The sequence below is a fragment of the Chondrinema litorale genome (genome assembly GCF_026250525.1).
In the GTDB taxonomy this organism is placed as follows: domain Bacteria; phylum Bacteroidota; class Bacteroidia; order Cytophagales; family Flammeovirgaceae; genus Chondrinema; species Chondrinema litorale.
The window spans coordinates 129950-146320 of sequence record NZ_CP111057.1 but is presented as its reverse complement, the minus strand read 5'-3'; the positions used below and the strand labels follow the sequence as shown (position 1 = coordinate 146320).

The 16371-nt window shown below is 33.3% G+C and carries 11 protein-coding genes; 8 read left to right on the top strand and 3 right to left on the bottom strand.

Features of this window, described 5'->3' with window-relative positions; translation table 11 throughout:
- Nucleotides 1-58 precede the first annotated feature (58 nt).
- Nucleotides 59-433 carry a response regulator gene (locus OQ292_RS35745; RefSeq protein WP_284688947.1) on the bottom strand — a complete coding sequence of 125 codons (375 nt, stop codon included), beginning with the start codon at nt 431-433 and terminating at the stop codon, nt 59-61.
- On the bottom strand, nt 426-4541 hold the full coding sequence (locus OQ292_RS35740; RefSeq protein WP_284688946.1) for a PAS domain S-box protein: 4116 nt from the start codon (nt 4539-4541) through the stop codon (nt 426-428). The genes OQ292_RS35745 and OQ292_RS35740 overlap by 8 nt, the downstream gene beginning before the upstream one ends.
- A gap of 809 nt (nt 4542-5350) precedes the next feature.
- Here OQ292_RS35740 and OQ292_RS35735 point away from each other — a divergent pair.
- Nucleotides 5351-5890: a hypothetical protein gene (locus OQ292_RS35735; RefSeq protein WP_284688945.1), complete on the top strand. Its 540-nt coding sequence runs from the start codon at nt 5351-5353 to the stop codon at nt 5888-5890.
- Here the strand turns inward: OQ292_RS35735 and OQ292_RS35730 are convergent.
- Complete coding sequence (locus tag OQ292_RS35730) at nt 5865-7739, bottom strand: tetratricopeptide repeat protein (protein ID WP_284688944.1); 1875 nt, start codon at nt 7737-7739, stop codon at nt 5865-5867. The genes OQ292_RS35735 and OQ292_RS35730 overlap by 26 nt on opposite strands.
- 287 nt (nt 7740-8026) lie before the next feature.
- On the opposite strand from OQ292_RS35730, the gene OQ292_RS35725 reads away from it, so the two are divergent.
- The 7 genes from OQ292_RS35725 to OQ292_RS35695 all read left to right on the top strand — a co-directional run bounded on the left by OQ292_RS35725 (nt 8027) and on the right by OQ292_RS35695 (nt 16365).
- A complete protein-coding gene (locus OQ292_RS35725) occupies nt 8027-8476 on the top strand; it encodes a GNAT family N-acetyltransferase (protein WP_284688943.1) in 450 nt (149 codons plus the stop codon).
- Nucleotides 8477-8602: 126 nt separating this feature from the next.
- A complete protein-coding gene (locus OQ292_RS35720; RefSeq protein WP_284688942.1) occupies nt 8603-10645 on the top strand; it encodes a S9 family peptidase in 2043 nt (680 codons plus the stop codon).
- Nucleotides 10646-10678: 33 nt separating this feature from the next.
- Nucleotides 10679-11206, top strand: a complete 528-nt coding sequence (locus tag OQ292_RS35715; protein ID WP_284688941.1) for a DinB family protein — start codon at nt 10679-10681, stop codon at nt 11204-11206.
- Between the two features lie 81 nt (nt 11207-11287).
- Entirely contained in the window at nt 11288-11797 is a 510-nt protein-coding gene (locus tag OQ292_RS35710; protein ID WP_284688940.1) for an RNA polymerase sigma factor, read from the top strand.
- Nucleotides 11787-11975, top strand: a complete 189-nt coding sequence (locus OQ292_RS35705) for a hypothetical protein (protein ID WP_284688939.1) — start codon at nt 11787-11789, stop codon at nt 11973-11975. The genes OQ292_RS35710 and OQ292_RS35705 overlap by 11 nt, the downstream gene beginning before the upstream one ends.
- A complete protein-coding gene (gene lgt / locus OQ292_RS35700) occupies nt 11972-12811 on the top strand; it encodes a prolipoprotein diacylglyceryl transferase (protein WP_284688938.1) in 840 nt (279 codons plus the stop codon). Before OQ292_RS35705 ends, lgt begins: the two co-directional genes overlap by 4 nt.
- Nucleotides 12812-13290: 479 nt before the next feature.
- On the top strand, nt 13291-16365 hold the full coding sequence (locus OQ292_RS35695; protein WP_284688937.1) for a PAS domain S-box protein: 3075 nt from the start codon (nt 13291-13293) through the stop codon (nt 16363-16365).
- Nucleotides 16366-16371 lie beyond the last annotated feature (6 nt).

The window sequence follows — 16371 nt, the reverse complement described above, 5'->3', positions numbered from 1 at the left end:
TTAAAAGAATTGTCTCAATATCCGGGAAAATGAACCTAGCCGATTGTAAGAAAAGATATTAAGATGCGGTATTGAGTTGCTTGGCTTTTGCAAAGCTGAGCGGCTTTTCTATAAATCCTATTACTTTAGGGTTATTGTCTGCTTTTTCTTTGTCGTTTGGATCAATCGAAGAACTCAGCACATATATCGGAATTTCATTCTTAAACTCTTTAGAAGCATAAGCATCTAAAAATTCCCAGCCATTCATAATAGGCATATTAATGTCTAAAAGAATTAAATCAAGATCAATTGGTTTCTCGATCAGTTGATTTAGCGCTTCTTCACCATTTTTTGCAGAGAAAATTTCTAACTGTGGATACACCTTCTTTAATATTTTTGAAGCTGTAAGCCGGAAAATATCATCATCATCAATCAAAAGTATTTTATTAATCATCGATTTTAAAATAAACTTTAAAAATACTACCTTTTCCTAATTCACTTTCAATTTCGATTTTTCCACCCAAAACATCAATCTGCCTTTTAGTCATAAAAAGTCCCAAGCCCTGACCATCACTTTTGTTTGAGTGGAATCTAGTCCCTAATTTAAAAATTTTATCTTTATATTTTTCAATATCGAGACCTAAACCATAATCTTGAACTATGATAACTATTTGTTTGTGATCATGTTTGGCAGTTACTTCAATTTTTTTTGAATAAGGTGTTGTACCGTATTTAATAGCATTTGTAATAAGGTTATGCAGGATGCTATCCAGATAGGCTGGTACTGTTAATAAGTTAAGATTTGCAGGAACGTTTAATATAATTTCTGCTTTGTGATCGTCGATTACTGTTTTATTAAGTTCGGTAATTCTAGTAAGTGTTTCAAGTACATTACATTGAATTTTGTGTTTTTTAATGCTCTTTTCTTCAAGGTGAAGGAGTTTATTAATATTATTAATGGTTTGATCTAACTTCTTAGTCGTTATATGAAGCATGTAAATAAACTCTAAGTTTTTAGGGTCATCCATTATTATTTCTGTTAAACCAAGCAGGTTGGAAACAGAAGATCTGATATTGTGAGATGTGATATATGAATATTCTTTAAGGCGCTTATTTTGACTAATAGTCGATTTTAAGACATGCTCAAGTTCAATTTGTTTATCAATTAGGTCTGTAATATCTCTTTTAGTTACAATGGAGTATAAAAACTTGCCTTGCTCATCATTAATTGGAGTTACCTCATAGTTTATCCAGCATTGTTTTTTAGTTTTTGTAACCGCTTTTACCGTAGCATTAAACATCAAATGTTCTTTTAATGCTTCATGCAAAGATTTAATAATATTTGGATCAGTTTCTTCACCAGAGGTTCTTTCTCCCGGTTTGTATCCAATTACTTCATCTGGAGTGTATCCTAAAACTTTGGTGAGTGCAGAGTTAGCCCAAGTTACATTGCCATCTTCATCACAAGTTAAGATAATGTCTGCTGTACGCTCTGCAATATTTGCCAGTTTTTTAATCTCATTTTCAGCTCTAATGCTTTCAGAAATATCTTCGAAAGTGCTAATAATTTGAATAACCTCTCCCACATCATTAAACATTGGAGTAGCACTGGCTTTTATCCATAAATAATCTTTTGCCGGATTTCTTCTAATTCCCATTATAAAATCCGTAACTGTTTTTTTATTTTTAAAAGCATTATATGGAGGGAATTCTTCTGTTTTTATACTTTTCCCATCTTCTGAAATAGCATCCCATTCTAAACTATTCATTTTATAATTCTTGAGAATGCTCTCATCCATGTCAAGAATCTCTATCGCTTTAGGGTTCCATTCCTGAACTATAAAATCTTTGTCGTAGAGTAGTACACCAATTGGCAGGTTTTTAAAGAGTGTTCTAAATTTTTCTTCACTAGCTTTTAAGGCAGCTTCTGTATTAACCCTTTCAGTAATATCGGTGAATGATGCTACCGAAGCATACATCTTTTTGTTATGATCAAATACAGGTCTGGAATTAATAGAAATATACTTTCTTATTTCGTCTCCAGCATATATATTCATAATAAAGTTATCAACACCTTTGCCAGTGTTGAGTGTAACCATAGAAGGATGTTCTTCAGGTTTTAATGGGGTTCCTTTATCGTTAGTCGATCGCCAACGGGGGTCGTATGAGTCTTTGCCTTTTAATTGATCGGGAGTGAGGTCTAAAATTTTTGAAGCAGAGTTATTGGCCATTATAATTGTATCGTTCAGGTCTTGTACAACCAGACCTTCTCCTATAGCACTTAAAATAGACTCATAAAGCTCTTTACTCTGTCTTAATTCTCTTTCAATATTTTGGTGTTTTTTAATAGACTGTGCATGATCTATACGCATAGCCACCAATCTGGATATGGTACTTAATGTTTCAACATGCTCATTTGTAAAGAAGTCTCTATCGTCGTGCTCAGAGTCAATTACACCAATTACTTTATTATCTACAATAATAGGCACAGCCAATTCGCTTAGCCTTGTTTCAATATCTACAATATATCGACTGTCTTTACTTGTGTCTTTAATCAATACAGGTTTCGCATTGGTATATGCGCTTCCGACAATTCCTTTATCTATAGGTATTTTAATGGGATTTTTGATAGTTTGGAAATCTAGCATTTTAGACCCATAAGCTGCTACCTGTTCGAGGTACTCATGTTTATCGTCAACCAGATAAATTACACAATCAATAAAGTTGAATTTTTGAATTACATTTCTGGCGATTTCCCAAACGATTTCTTCTAAAGTATTTTTAGAAAGGATGTTATACGCAAACTCATTAATAGATTTTAGATAATCTTGTGTTTCGAGGAGTGTTGCATTTTTAGATTTTAACTCTTTTAGAAGTTGCGTTTTTAGATTATCATCTTCTTTTACTTTTGTAACATCTCTAAAAATACCCTGAATACCATTAATTTCTCCATTTACATTATAAACTGGAATTTTAGTAACTTCTACAAATTTGGTTTCAGAACCATCTAAAGGTGTGTTTTCTTCTATTGTTACTAGTATTTCGCCACTTTCTATTACTTTTTGATCATCCATATAATATTTATCCGCTAAATGTTTCGGGAATAAATCATAGGAGGTCTTACCGAGTATTTCATCGGTATCTTTGTTTAGAAACTCTTTGTAGAAATTATTTAAAAAGGTAACTTTTCCATTAAGGTCAATTCGGTAAATTGCATAAGGTAAAATAGATACCAATGACTGAAACAGTGCTTCACTTTTATCTAAAGCATTTGCAAAAATATTTTTCTGCTGTAAAGTGTAAGTCGTCGAGATGAGGTCGGCAATAGAAGAAATATAACTTTGCTCTTCAAAAGACCAATGTTTGTGATTTTTGGTGGTTTCGGCACAAATTACACCGAGTTGAGCAGAGCCGTTCATTACCCGTATATCCAACATCGACTTTATATTATGCTCACTTAAGTATTTTCCTTTAAACTCAGAAGTTCGAGCATCTTTAGCCGCATCAAATACAGCTAAGTTTCTAGCGCCTGTTATTGCTTTAAAGTATTTTGGAAATTCCTTTTTAGTTAAGATTTCCCCTTGAGTTTGCAGTAACTTTATTCCATCGTAAAAATATAAGCATTCTATCTCATCATTTGGGGTATTGTATTTCCAAAAAGATATTTTGTTTACGCCAAGTATTTTATGTGCTTCTTGTAAAATTTTTTTAATATAAGTGCCTATATCCTCTTGATCTAGAATGCCCTCTCTAGATAAGTGTAGCAATGAGGTAGTATGTTTTCTCTGAGCAAATTCTCTTATTTTGGGCTCAGTTATATCTCGGGCAACCGAAAAGTTTTTCTTTTTTTTATAATCGATTACTGAGTTCCATTCGAGCCAAACGTGGCCACCATCTTTTTTTATGTATCTATTTTCAAATCTTAATGTAAGTGCTTTACCCTTAGTAAGTGCTTCGGCTTCTTGTCTGGTTTTTTCCAGATCATCTGGATGTATAAACTCTAGAAAAGTTTTACTGTAGAGCTCCTCTAAAGAATAGCCTAGCACTGTTTCCCATTGAGGGTTGAGGAGTTCAAACTTGTTATCAAAATTAGAGATGGCAATAAGATCATTCGAAAGATTGAATATCTCTTTTAAATCTTTATTGAGTTGTGGAGTATTATCTTTTCGTACGCATCTTGTTAATGTATAACATATATCTTCTTTTTTTATGAGTAGAGACTCACAATGTAATAATATAATATTACCGTTTGAGTGGTTATACCTTGTTAGGTAATTTATTTTTTCTTTGTTGCTTTCAAAAGCTTTAGTGATAAGTAAGTTTTCTTGTTGTAGGTCATTAGAAGATATAAAGCCAGTTCTATTGGGGTTTTCTATCGTTTTAACATCTATACCTAAACTATTCCAAAAAGAATCATTAAACCACTCTTGGTTGTTGTTTTCGGCAATGCCAAACCAAATGCCTCCAGAAGAATTTTCTTGCATAAAATCAAAAATCTTAAGATCTGATCTTACTAATTCGTGGAGCACAACCCTTAACGATCTGTTTAAATCTTCTTTCATGTTCTATACATTCATCATGAATGCTTTTTATACAATTTAATTAATTTGGTAAAGAAACTGTAAAAAAAAGCATACCATTCTCAAGTCATCATCCAAATTTTATATCTAAACTGATACTATTCATCAATAAAAACAGCTATAATCCTTAAATTAATTTTACAGTAAATTGTTTGCTAAAAATGCAAATTACTTTAGTGTGGGTGTAATAACTAATTAATTGTATTTTTTTTATATAATGCTTAATTATTTTTAATTATGATTAATTTTTATTGCAGCATTTCAACTATTGGCTTATTAAGCTATAAGTAATCATGTTAAAAAATACTCTTCTTAAAATGTATAATTAAATCCCTTTTGTGATATTTTTATGGGCTTGTGTGGATTAAAGTATTACTATTTGGAATGGAGTTAGAGCTACTTTTGACGAGATATTTCTTAATAATTAAGCTTGAAGATTAAATGGTAATATTCAACCGATTTTTTTTGCTCTTACAGATTCTGCAAATAGAGTCTGAAAAACACTTCTGATGGGTCTTTTTTTACTTTGTTGGTGTGACATAATCGTGCTACAAAAATAAATAGTTAAAGTGACTCTCTAGCAGCTTTTTTTTAGATGCTTACCTAATGTTCACCTGTGTGTTTACCTCATGTCAACTAAACAAATTACCTACCATAGGTATACTTCCTTTTATTTGTAATAGCGGCTTTCGGTTAAAACTATGTAAACCTTTGTTTACGATGTTATGCTTCTTTAATCGAAATTACTAAACCTAAACAAACATTATTTATTAGATAATAAAATTTGTTCTATGCGCTTAGAATTTATCAAACAGGTACACAAACCTGTGTCTTTCAAATGTACCCGACCTGATAAATCGAGTACCTACATGTTAATCTTTCATCCTTTTAATTTTGAGCGTAAACTCATCCACTATGCTATAGAATCTGTATTAGGATTTAACCATGCCTATTTTGGTCTATTGAGTAAAGGCTATAGCTTAAAAGATTTTGAAACCCCTCTTTTGTTTAAAAATAATATGCTCAAACCAGCCAACTTGCCAGTTCAAGCGATACAGTCCGAAATACTGGCAGGCTTGTTTCATGTTGAGTTAAACGATAATACTGAAATAGAAGACTTTTTGAGTATTGCAAAAATTACTTTTGAAGTACAACAAATAAAATTCCCTAAGCTCAGCAAAAAACAGATTGCCGAGGTTAGGGAAAAAATAATTCAATTGCTTGTTCAATGGAAAAAGCTTCAAACAGGTGAAATACTTTTACTTGAATTTCGATTCAATAAAAATATTTCAAAAGACAAGCCGTCTAAACCGAAGTTACCGGAGGGTTAAAAATGCCTTTCTCTACCTGCATTAATACATCCAAAATAGTAGTTTCGGTTTCTATATTCATTTTCTTTCTTAATCGGTGTCGTGCAGTTTTTACACTATCTGGTGAAATACTAAGTACGGCAGCCGATTCTTTAATATTCAGGTTCAATCTCACCAAGGCACAAAGTTTTAACTCTTTTGGACTCAGGTTCGGGAATACATTCACTAGGTTATGGAAAAAGTCTGGGTGTACACTTTCGAAGTGCATTTTAAAGTTTTCCCAGTCGCGGTCTATACTCACATGTTGCTGTATCTGATTTTTCAACTGTCTAAAATCTTTTGGCGACCATTGCTTCTGACTTTGCAAAGACTCAATTTTCTCTTGCAACTCTGTCATCAATTCATTCTTCTGAATAAAATTCAATGTATATGATGTAAGTTGTTGGTCGCGGTGTTCTAACTCCATTCTCAGTTGCTGCTCTTTAAGTTGGGCATTTTCTTTAATGGTAGTCATAAGCGCTTGCGAGTTTTTTAACTGGTCGTGCTTTCTGTTTACTTTTAATCGTTGCCATCTAAAAATAAAAAAGCCTACAATGAGCAGTAAGAGAATGCTAAGTACCAAAATGTTTATTTCAAGCTCTCTGATCTGGCTGTTACGGTTTAAAAGTTCAATTTCGCTTCGTTGAAGAGCTAATTCCTTTTGCTGTTGCTCATTTTTAAATTTGGCTTCCATCTCAACAATGGCTTCTGTTTTTTCTTTGCTCAACAAAGAATCTTGTAGTAAGGCATAAGTTTCAGCATACTCAAAAGCTTTGCGGTAATTAGCCATTTCTTTGTAAATGTCAGCTAAAGTAGCATGCAGTTTTGTTTTAACTCTAAGTTGTTGGCTAACCAATTTTAACCCTTCCAAAGCTTCTTTTTCGGCTTGTTTATATTGCCCCTTATCACAATACATAGAAGCCAGTGCTTCATGAATTTTGGCCTGACCTTCATTATCGTTTCTGCTTTCATAAATATCCATGGCCATTTGGTAATACTTTTTAGCATCGTTCCATCTTTTTTGTTTGGTAGCCAGTGTTCCAAGATTGAGGTATATGGCATCAGACATAAAAGTTTGCGAAGTAGTATCGATGTGATTAATTACTTTAAGCCAATAGTACTCGGCAGAATCGTATTGCTCAGTTTGAAAGAAGTTGGCTCCAATATTAAATGTTACTGAATTAATGCCGTGAATAAAATCAAACTCCTTATCAATTTCGAGTGCTTTCTGGAAATAGTAATTAGAGTTTTCGTAATGCCCCCAACGAGCATGGGTAATGGCAATTCCATTATATGCTTTAGAAAGTTGATTCGAAAAATCGAAGTTATCTGGCTCACTTAACTGTAATGAATCCAACAACCTAATACTTTGCTGGCTTATTTCTATTGCAATCTGAAAGTCACCTTGTCTTCTGTAAATAGAAGATAGGGCAATCAATATCTTCCCTTTTGTAAGTGTTAAATCTGTTCGATCTGTTTTCTTTGGAATTCTTTCTAATGCTTTTTCGAGAATTAGTTCTCCATCTTTCAACTTGCCTTGTTCTCTTAGAATAAGTGCTTTATATCTTTCGATTTCTAAGCTTCCAGCTAGTGAGTCCATTGGAGCTAAAATAGAATCTGCAACATGTGTGTAAGCCATCGCCAATTCAGGCTCTAAGTGATATAGGCTATCTAATTGCTTTTCTATGTATTTGATTTTGTCATGATTTACTGAAAACTGTTTCAGTTCTGAGAGCAGTGGTTCTGTAGTTTGAGCTTGTAATGCGCCTTGTAGTTCAATTATTAAAAAAATTAAAAAGACACTAGGAAAAAATATTTTGTGTTTCGTCATGAGGTTGTCACATATTTATGTGTGAGCAAACCTACATTCATTTAAGCATAGTATCAATCAAAACAGGTAGACAATAGGTAAACATTGCAAGTATACAATATGTATACAATATGTATTAAGTAATTGATTATCAGAAAATTATAAAATGACAGGTTTTGCAAGGGAGGTTTACAAGTTGGGAATATTTAAATTTTTAAGCTTTTAATTGTTTACGAGAGACTAAATCAAAATCTGTTTCAATTTACTAGATATATTTACCAATTAGTAAAACCTCAAACTTATTCTAGATGGAAACTCAATTTAAACTTGCTGCAGAAGAAGATATTCCGCTAGTACTGGATATGATGAAAGACTTCAATGAGATTTATAATTATCCATTCGATGCTGAATTGGGAAGTATCAATCTTAACAAGTTAATTAATAACAAAGAGCTAGGTAGGTTTTGGATAATTTATCAGGGAGGTTTAATTGCTGGTTATGTCGCACTCACCTTTGGGTTTAGTTTTGAGTATAAAGGGCGAGATGCTTTTATTGATGAATTGTTTTTGAAAGAGAGTTTCAGGAATAAAGGAATCGGTAAGCAAACAATGGAGTTTTTAGAAAAGCAAGCAATTGATTTGGACTTAGGAGCCATACATATGGAGGTAGAAAGAGAAAATGATAAAGCGATGCGCTTGTACTCGAAACAAGGCTATGGAGATTTTGATAGAAATATGCTCACCAAAAAGTTTAAATAGGTTTTACGCTTGGTAACCACTTATATAAAATAATGCTTCTTCGTAATTTTTAATACTGTTTTTTAAAAGTTTGTGGGTTAAATTGGAAGGAAAACTAATTCCCGATTACCCAACAAGCTTTGTAAAATGAAGATAAAACTTTTTTACCTCTCTCTTTCACTCTTATTTCTAGTAGGTACCAAAAGCGTTGCCCAGCATAATCCTTCTTTTGAAGAAGTACTTTCTTTACAGTCGGTGTCAAACCCTGAGGTTTCGCCAGATGGGCAACATGTTCTTTTTACCAGACAAACAGTAGACTGGAAAGAAAACAGGTATGATACTGAAATTTGGATTTCTAAGTCTGGGGAGGAACCATTTCAATTAACTAATAATCTCAAAAATAGTAGTTATGGAGCACGTTGGTCGCCAGATGGCAAATGGATTGCATTTCTATCTAACAGATCAGATAAAACCCAGATACAAGTAGTAAGAACAGATGGTGGAGAAGCCTTACAAGTGACCAATACAAAAGGTAATATTTCTAGTTTTGAGTGGTCGCCAGATGGAAAGCAGATTTTGTTTTTGCAAGAAAAAGACTCTTCTAAAGAGACAAAAAAGCGAGAGGATAAATTTGGTGGCTATGCTGTTGAAGATGCCGAATATAGCTTAAGTCAGCTTTGGCTGATAGATTTTAAACCGGAAAATTTGAATCTCATGCTAAATCCGGAGCAAATGGAAGATTCGGTTTTTAAAGCCAGTTTAGAAGCTAAGATATTAATTGATAGTACCGATTTTACTATTACCGGATTCGAATGGTCGCCAGATGGTAGTAAAATCGCTTTTGATCATCAACCTGATCCACTAATAAATACTTTCTTTAAATCTGATATTGCTATTTACGATGTAGCTTCTGGTGAGTATAAAACATTAATTGATAACCCAAGTGCAGATGGATTTTTAGCTTGGTCTCCTGATAGCAAGAGTATTTTATATCAGTCGAGTTTAGACGATACTACATCAAACTATTATCTCAATGGGAATATTTTCAAGATAAACTTAGATGGTTCTGGAAAAAAGCAACTGGCTAAAAACTTTGATGAAGAAGTTTACATAAGAGCTTGGAATGATGCAGGAATTTTTGGTGTAGCTTGGCAAAAGACAAATAGGGCAATAGTAAAAGTTGATTCGGAATCTGGTAAAGTAACTTTGCTAAAAGACTTGCCAAATAGAGTGTATGACTTCAGTTTATCAGACGATGGTAAAAAGATTGCTTATACAGCCGCTACCAATAGCGACTTACCTGAACTTTATCTAGCTGACTTTCCTATAAAATCAGCAAAGAAAATCACCAATTCTACAAAGCAAATTGATGATTGGTCTGTTGCGAATAGTGAAGTAGTGTCATGGAAAAGTGAAGATGGAACTGTAATCGAGGGGGCTTTATACAAACCTCAAGATTATGATCCTGCTAAAAAATATCCTTTAATGGTGGTGATTCATGGTGGGCCAACTGGTATTTCTGTCCCTCAACCAGTACCTTCTTATGTTTACCCAATTGTACAGTGGCTAAATAAAGGAGCTTTGGTTTTGAGTCCTAATTACAGAGGTTCTGCTGGCTATGGTGAAAAGTTTCGCTCGCTTAATGTGAGAAATTTGGGAGTAGGTGATGCTTGGGATGTGCTTTCGGGTGTAGAAAGTTTGGAAGATAAAGGCATGGTTGACCCTGAAAAAGTAGGTGCAATGGGTTGGAGCCAAGGTGGATATATCTCAGCCTTTCTCACAACTAATTCAGATAAATTCAAAGCTATTTCCGTTGGAGCAGGTATTTCTAACTGGATGACTTATTATGTAAATACAGATATTCATCCATTTACAAGACAGTATTTAAAAGGAACTCCTTGGTCAGACAAGTCGATTTATGAGAAAACTTCTCCGATGACCAACATTAACAATGCTTCAACGCCAACACTTATTCAGCATGGAGAGTTTGATAAACGCGTGCCCCCAGCGAATGCTTTTGAGTTATTTCAAGGTTTACAGGATGTGGGAGTAGAAACCAAGCTGATTATTTATAAAGGTTTTGGACACGGCATTAGCAAGCCAAAAGAAAGACTGGCTGCAATGTGGCACAACTGGCAATGGTTTGGCAAATACATTTGGAGTGAAGACATTAAACTACCAATAGAATAATATTAACTGATCGTAAACCTAGTTACTCAAATTATGAATGAAATAGAAGTTCTTTTGGCACAGACAAAAAGTACACATCACTGGATGGATGAATTGATTTATTCCATTCCAGAAGATAAATGGGGAGTTACACCTGAAAATTTAGATACAAATGTGCTCTGGCAAGTTGGTCATTTAATTATGAGCGAAGCATATCATGGAGTGTTTTGTATCCAAGGCTTTCCGATGGATATGGTTCAGCAAATGCCACTTAGAGATTACTCGAATAGTTTTTCATTTAATGAACCGCCTGTTAATGCAGTAGGAAAATTTAAACCAGAAGATTTAAAAAAACATCTAAGAATTATTCAAAATAAGATACTAGATGTATATGATACTTTAAGTCTAGAAGATATGAGTAAACCTTTGGAACCTACCAAAGTGCCACATCCAGTTGCTAAAACTAAGTTTGAAGCATTGTCTTGGAATGTGCAACATAATATGTGGCATTGTGGCCAATTGGGAATTTTAAAAAGAATGGTGGATGAGCGTTACGATTTCGGTTTGAGAAAACCCGAATAAATTTTCTTAAAAAAAATTTATACCGCTTGTGACGAATTTAATTTTTTAGCTACTAATCTTAATAAAGAGCATAAGTAGCAAATGAAAACCTGCAAAAAACATTTTGTTAGATTAATAGAGGAGCATCAGGGGATAATTAATAACCTCTGTGCTATCTATTATAACAATACGGAAGACCTACACGATACCCGGCAGGATATTATTCTACAGCTCTGGAAAGCCTTTCCATCTTTTAGAGCAGAATCAAAAGTAAGTACCTGGATTTACAAAGTGAGTTTAAATACCATTCTTTCCAAAAAGAGAAAAGAAAACAGGCAGGGCAAAAGTGAACCAATGGAGCTGATAACTAATAATGAATTTATAAATCAGCAAGTCTCCTTCTCTTTTGACGATAACCTGCAATTGTTAAATCAGCTAATAGCCACATTAAAGGATACAGACAAGGCGATTATTATTCTTTTTTTAGAAGGATATAAAAATAAAGAAATGGCAGAGATGCTTGGTATTACTACTACCAATGTAAGTACCCGCCTCAATCGAATTAAAACAGTGTTGAAAGAAAAATTTAAAATGATAAGTTATGGAGCCTGATCATTTAAAATCTGCTTGGGAAATGTTGAAGCTGCAAAATACACAACATCACATAAATGGAGAGCAAATCTTCGCTATGTTGGATGAACCTGAAACCTCACCCAGTTTCAGCACATACAAGATACTAGCAAATACTGTTTTGCTTTTTGTAATCATGCTTTGCTGCCAAGGAGGATGAATGACCTTTCTTTAATTTCCTACATTATTTGGAATGTTGACCCCCGAATTTTTCCATCGATTGATATTTTGCGTTGGTATGGTTTAATGTGGTCTTTGGGGATGTTTGCTGCTTTTAAAGTAATGACATACATCTATCGCAAAGAGCAACAATATGTGAAAGAAACAGATCAACTATTGGTTTATTTGGCAATTGGAGCAATTTTAGGCGCTCGTCTAGGGCATATCTTTTTCTATGATTTTTCTTATTACTGGCAACATCCAATTGAATTATTGCCTTTTCGATTCTCGCCCGAATTTGAATTTACTGGTATAAGTGGTTTAGCAAGTCATGGAGGAATAATAGGGGCTTTTTTAGCTTTATTGTTGTTCACTCATAAATACAAAAGAAGTTATCTTTGGCTTTTAGACAGGTTAATTATTGCAGGAGCTTTATTAGGTTGCTTTATAAGATTTGGTAATCTTATGAATTCAGAAATAATTGGAATCGAAACTAATGTAAAATGGGCATTTATTTTTACTAAAATTGATATGCTTCCCAGACATCCTGCGCAACTATACGAATCTATATTCTACCTATTTACCTTTATCTTGTTGTTTACAGTCTGGTATTCTCGAAAATTCTACAAGAACAATGGTTTCTTATTTGGGTTGGGAATACTACTTATTTTTGCCCAGCGATTCTTTATTGAGTTCTTCAAGGTTGATCAAGTACCTTTCGAAAAATACCTTCCTTTAAATATGGGTCAATTGCTTAGTGTACCTTTTATTTTAATAGGATTAGCATCCTTAATATTAAGCATCAGGCTATCTAAAAAAAATGTATTAATTCCATAATTAGATAGTACTAAACTCATCCTCAGCCCAATAATTGTTTAAAGGAGTTTTAAGAGTATTAAACATATCTTAAGCATTATTCCAACTTGGTATAATTTTTATTTACTTAAGCTAAGATTATTAACATAAGTACTTTTTATAAGTATTATGAGAATAATATATCTTCTTATTTTTTAAATCTTTGCTTTTTGTTTAAAAAACAAAGATTATCCTCAAAAGTGTTAATTTGTATAATATGTAATGTTTGTCTAACAATACAAAAACGTAAACCTTTTAGTGCATATCAGAGCGGAAATCTCTAGGATTTTTCCGATATTTTTCTCAAATTAATAAAAATATTCCCCCATGTTATAGTAGAAATTTACTTGCTAATGTGTGCGTTCGAGCATTAAACAAAAAGTTATAGCTATAAGCTATTATAGTTTATTAATTAACGCTAAAAGAGTTGCTTTTTCAAAGGCATAACAAATTGTTCAAAAATGAAATACCTAGAAAAAGAAATATATGATAGGATTCAGACGGGTGATTCTTTTTTTAAAACACTAACAGAAACACTAACTAACGGATTCTGGTATTGGGATTTAAAAAATCCTTCGAGCAAGTGGTTAAGTGCTGCTTTTTGGAAAGTATTGGGGTATGAGTTAATAGAGGTTGAGGAAAAAGAACTAACATGGAAAGATATTCTTTCTAAAGAAGAATATGAATGTGATCTCGATTATGCTAAATTTTTTCTTGATAGCCCACAAGCACACTATAATAAAAGTATACCTTTTCAGCATAAAGATGGCAGAATAATATGGATAAAGGCATCTGGTAATGTACTGCAAAACAATAAACAAGATGGCAGTAGAATGTTAGGTTCTTTTCATCTGGTAATTGATCAGCAGCTCATCCTTCAAGATTCGTATATTGGAACCTACGAAATGAATCTGATAGATGGCAATGCTTATTATAGTAATGAATGGGTAGCTTCATTAGGCTATGAATATGAAGAGATAGCTCCATTAAATATGGATACTTGGCAAAAGTTAACCCACCCAGACGATTTTAAAAAGACTGTTACCTGTATGCAAGATTATATAAGTGGGAAAATACCTTCTTATAGTGTTGAATTCAGGATGAAACACAAAAGTGGTAATTGGATATGGATAGAAGGAAATGGTAAAATAACAAGACGCAACACAGAGGGTACACCACAATGGATGTCTGGCTATTATAAAGATATTACTGAGTCTAAACAAAAAGAAGGCGATTTAAAAAGAGTGAAAATCTTGCTAGACAAGAGTTTTGAGATAGCACAGATTGGAACTTGGGAGATAGATTTTGTGAACGAAAAACTCCATTGGAATAAAGAGACACGAAATATTTTTGAAGCAGACGAAAACTATGAGAGAGAATATTCAGACGGGCTCATGCATTACAAAGAAGGATACAGTCGCCTCATATTATCAAATGCTTTAAACAATGCGATAGAAAAAGGCGAAAGCTTTGATATAGAAATTGAGATTATTACTAATAATAAAAATGTGAGATGGGTAAGAAAGGTGGGGTTTCCTGTAATAGTGAATGGAAGATGCGAGAGTGTTTATGGAATTTTAATTGATATTGACAGAAAAAATAAGCTGATTCGAAACCTTCAATTCCAAGAAGAAAGGTTTAGAGGAGCATTTGAAAATGCTGGTAATGGCATGGCAATCACATTTATAGACGGTAAATTCCAGAAAGTGAATAAAAGCTTTACACAGATGCTTGGTTATACCGAAGAAGAGTTATTAACCAAATCATTTAAAGATATTACCCATCCAGAAGATTTAAAAAGAGATGTAAAGTTGGTAGATAAGCTATTGTATGGTGATAAAGATTACTACCAAATAGAGAAAAGGTATTTACATAAATCTGGCAAAGAAGTATGGGTTATGCTATCTGTTTCTGTTGTAAGAAATGAGAATAAAGAGCCGATACATTTTGTGGCTCAAATTACTAATATAACCCAAGAAAAAGAGGCTATTAGAGATAAAGAAAAAAGCGAGCGTAGGTTTAAAGAAATCTTTGATAATACTTATCAGCTTATGGGTTTTTTAGATTTAGATGGTGTAATACTCGAAGCGAATCGACAAGCTCTAAATTTTGCAGACTTAAAAGAGGAAGAGGTTATTGGCGTAGAAATTTGGAAAACTAAATGGTGGGAAGGGCAAGAAGAAGATCAGAGAAAACTGAAAGAAGGTATAAAAAGAGCAGCTGAAGGAGAGTTTGTGAGATTTGAAACCATCAATAACGATAGATATGGTAATAAAGTAACCGTTGACTTTAGCTTAAATTCTGTTTTTGATGATGAAGGTAACGTGATCTCCATTATTGCAGAAGGTAGACCAATTCAAGAAATGGTAAAAGCCAGAAACGATTTGGCAGATTTAAATAGTAGACTTAAAAATATATTAAATGCCAGTGTACATGTTGGTATTATAGAAACAGATTTAGAGGGTAATATTACTCTTTTTAATAAAGGTGCCGAAAATCTGCTTGGTTTCAACTCAACAGAACTTGTTGATCGAGCGCATATTAAAGAATTTTTACCTCGTGATGAAGTAGTAAAAAATGTGCTTAAAATAAGACGAGATGATACACTAGATATCGATAACTTTAATATAGTATTAGAACATATAAAGGATTATCCATTACATTATGAAGAATGGAATTTCATAAGAAAAGATGGTAGCAGATTTCCGGGTATAATGACCCACTCACCAATTTATAATAAAGACAGCGAGTTGCTGGGTACCTTAGCTATTATAACAGATTTAACTAAAGTAAAAGAAGCTGAAGCAGAGATTAAAAGCCTTCACGAAGTTACCAAAGACCAGAATGATAGGTTAATTAACTTTGCCCATATTGTTTCGCATAATTTGAGATCGCATTCTCGTAATTTATATGTGCTTTTAGATATGCTTAGAAATCAGCAGCCTCGTATAGCTGAAAATGAGTTTTTCCCACTGATAATGAAAGGCTCTGGCAATCTAAAAGAAACTATAGACCACTTAACAGAAGTTGTTGCCATCAATACTAGAACCGCAGACAAATTAAAAACTATCCATCTGTCTGAATATGTAGATAATGCAATAGTAAATGTGAAAGGGTTGGTGATGCAAAACACATGTTCTATCAGGAGTTATGTAGAGCCCGATTTAAAAGTAATGGGCATACCGGCTTATATAGAAAGTGTGGTACTAAACTTCCTAACAAATTCAATTAAATACCGCTCTACCAAGAGAGAACTAGAAATAAAAATTACTGCAATAGAGCAAAAAGATTATATAATGCTTTGCTTTGAGGATAATGGCTTGGGCATCGACTTAAAAGCTCATGGCGAAAAGCTATTCGGTTTATATAAAACCTTCCATGGGAATGAGGATGCCAGAGGAGTTGGACTCTTTATTACCCGAAACCAGATTGAGGCAATGGGCGGTACAATTAAGGTAGAAAGCGAATTAGACAAGGGAACAACTTTTAAAGTATTCCTTAAAAAGGCGCATGCTTCAAAAGATGTTCTTGTCTAAAGTTAT

What these genes read in the sequence shown, in the direction of transcription:
- OQ292_RS35735 (WP_284688945.1), top strand. Translation starts at nt 5,351, where the DNA reads ATGCGCTTAGAATTTATCAAACAGGTACACAAACCTGTGTCTTTCAAA.
- OQ292_RS35695 (WP_284688937.1), top strand. Translation starts at nt 13,291, where the DNA reads ATGAAATACCTAGAAAAAGAAATATATGATAGGATTCAGACGGGTGAT.
- OQ292_RS35745 (WP_284688947.1), bottom strand. Translation starts at nt 433, where the DNA reads ATGATTAATAAAATACTTTTGATTGATGATGATGATATTTTCCGGCTT.
- OQ292_RS35730 (WP_284688944.1), bottom strand. Translation starts at nt 7,739, where the DNA reads ATGACGAAACACAAAATATTTTTTCCTAGTGTCTTTTTAATTTTTTTA.
- OQ292_RS35720 (WP_284688942.1), top strand. Translation starts at nt 8,603, where the DNA reads ATGAAGATAAAACTTTTTTACCTCTCTCTTTCACTCTTATTTCTAGTA.
- OQ292_RS35740 (WP_284688946.1), bottom strand. Translation starts at nt 4,541, where the DNA reads ATGAAAGAAGATTTAAACAGATCGTTAAGGGTTGTGCTCCACGAATTA.
- OQ292_RS35715 (WP_284688941.1), top strand. Translation starts at nt 10,679, where the DNA reads ATGAATGAAATAGAAGTTCTTTTGGCACAGACAAAAAGTACACATCAC.
- OQ292_RS35710 (WP_284688940.1), top strand. Translation starts at nt 11,288, where the DNA reads ATGAAAACCTGCAAAAAACATTTTGTTAGATTAATAGAGGAGCATCAG.
- OQ292_RS35705 (WP_284688939.1), top strand. Translation starts at nt 11,787, where the DNA reads ATGGAGCCTGATCATTTAAAATCTGCTTGGGAAATGTTGAAGCTGCAA.
- OQ292_RS35725 (WP_284688943.1), top strand. Translation starts at nt 8,027, where the DNA reads ATGGAAACTCAATTTAAACTTGCTGCAGAAGAAGATATTCCGCTAGTA.
- lgt (WP_284688938.1), top strand. Translation starts at nt 11,972, where the DNA reads ATGAATGACCTTTCTTTAATTTCCTACATTATTTGGAATGTTGACCCC.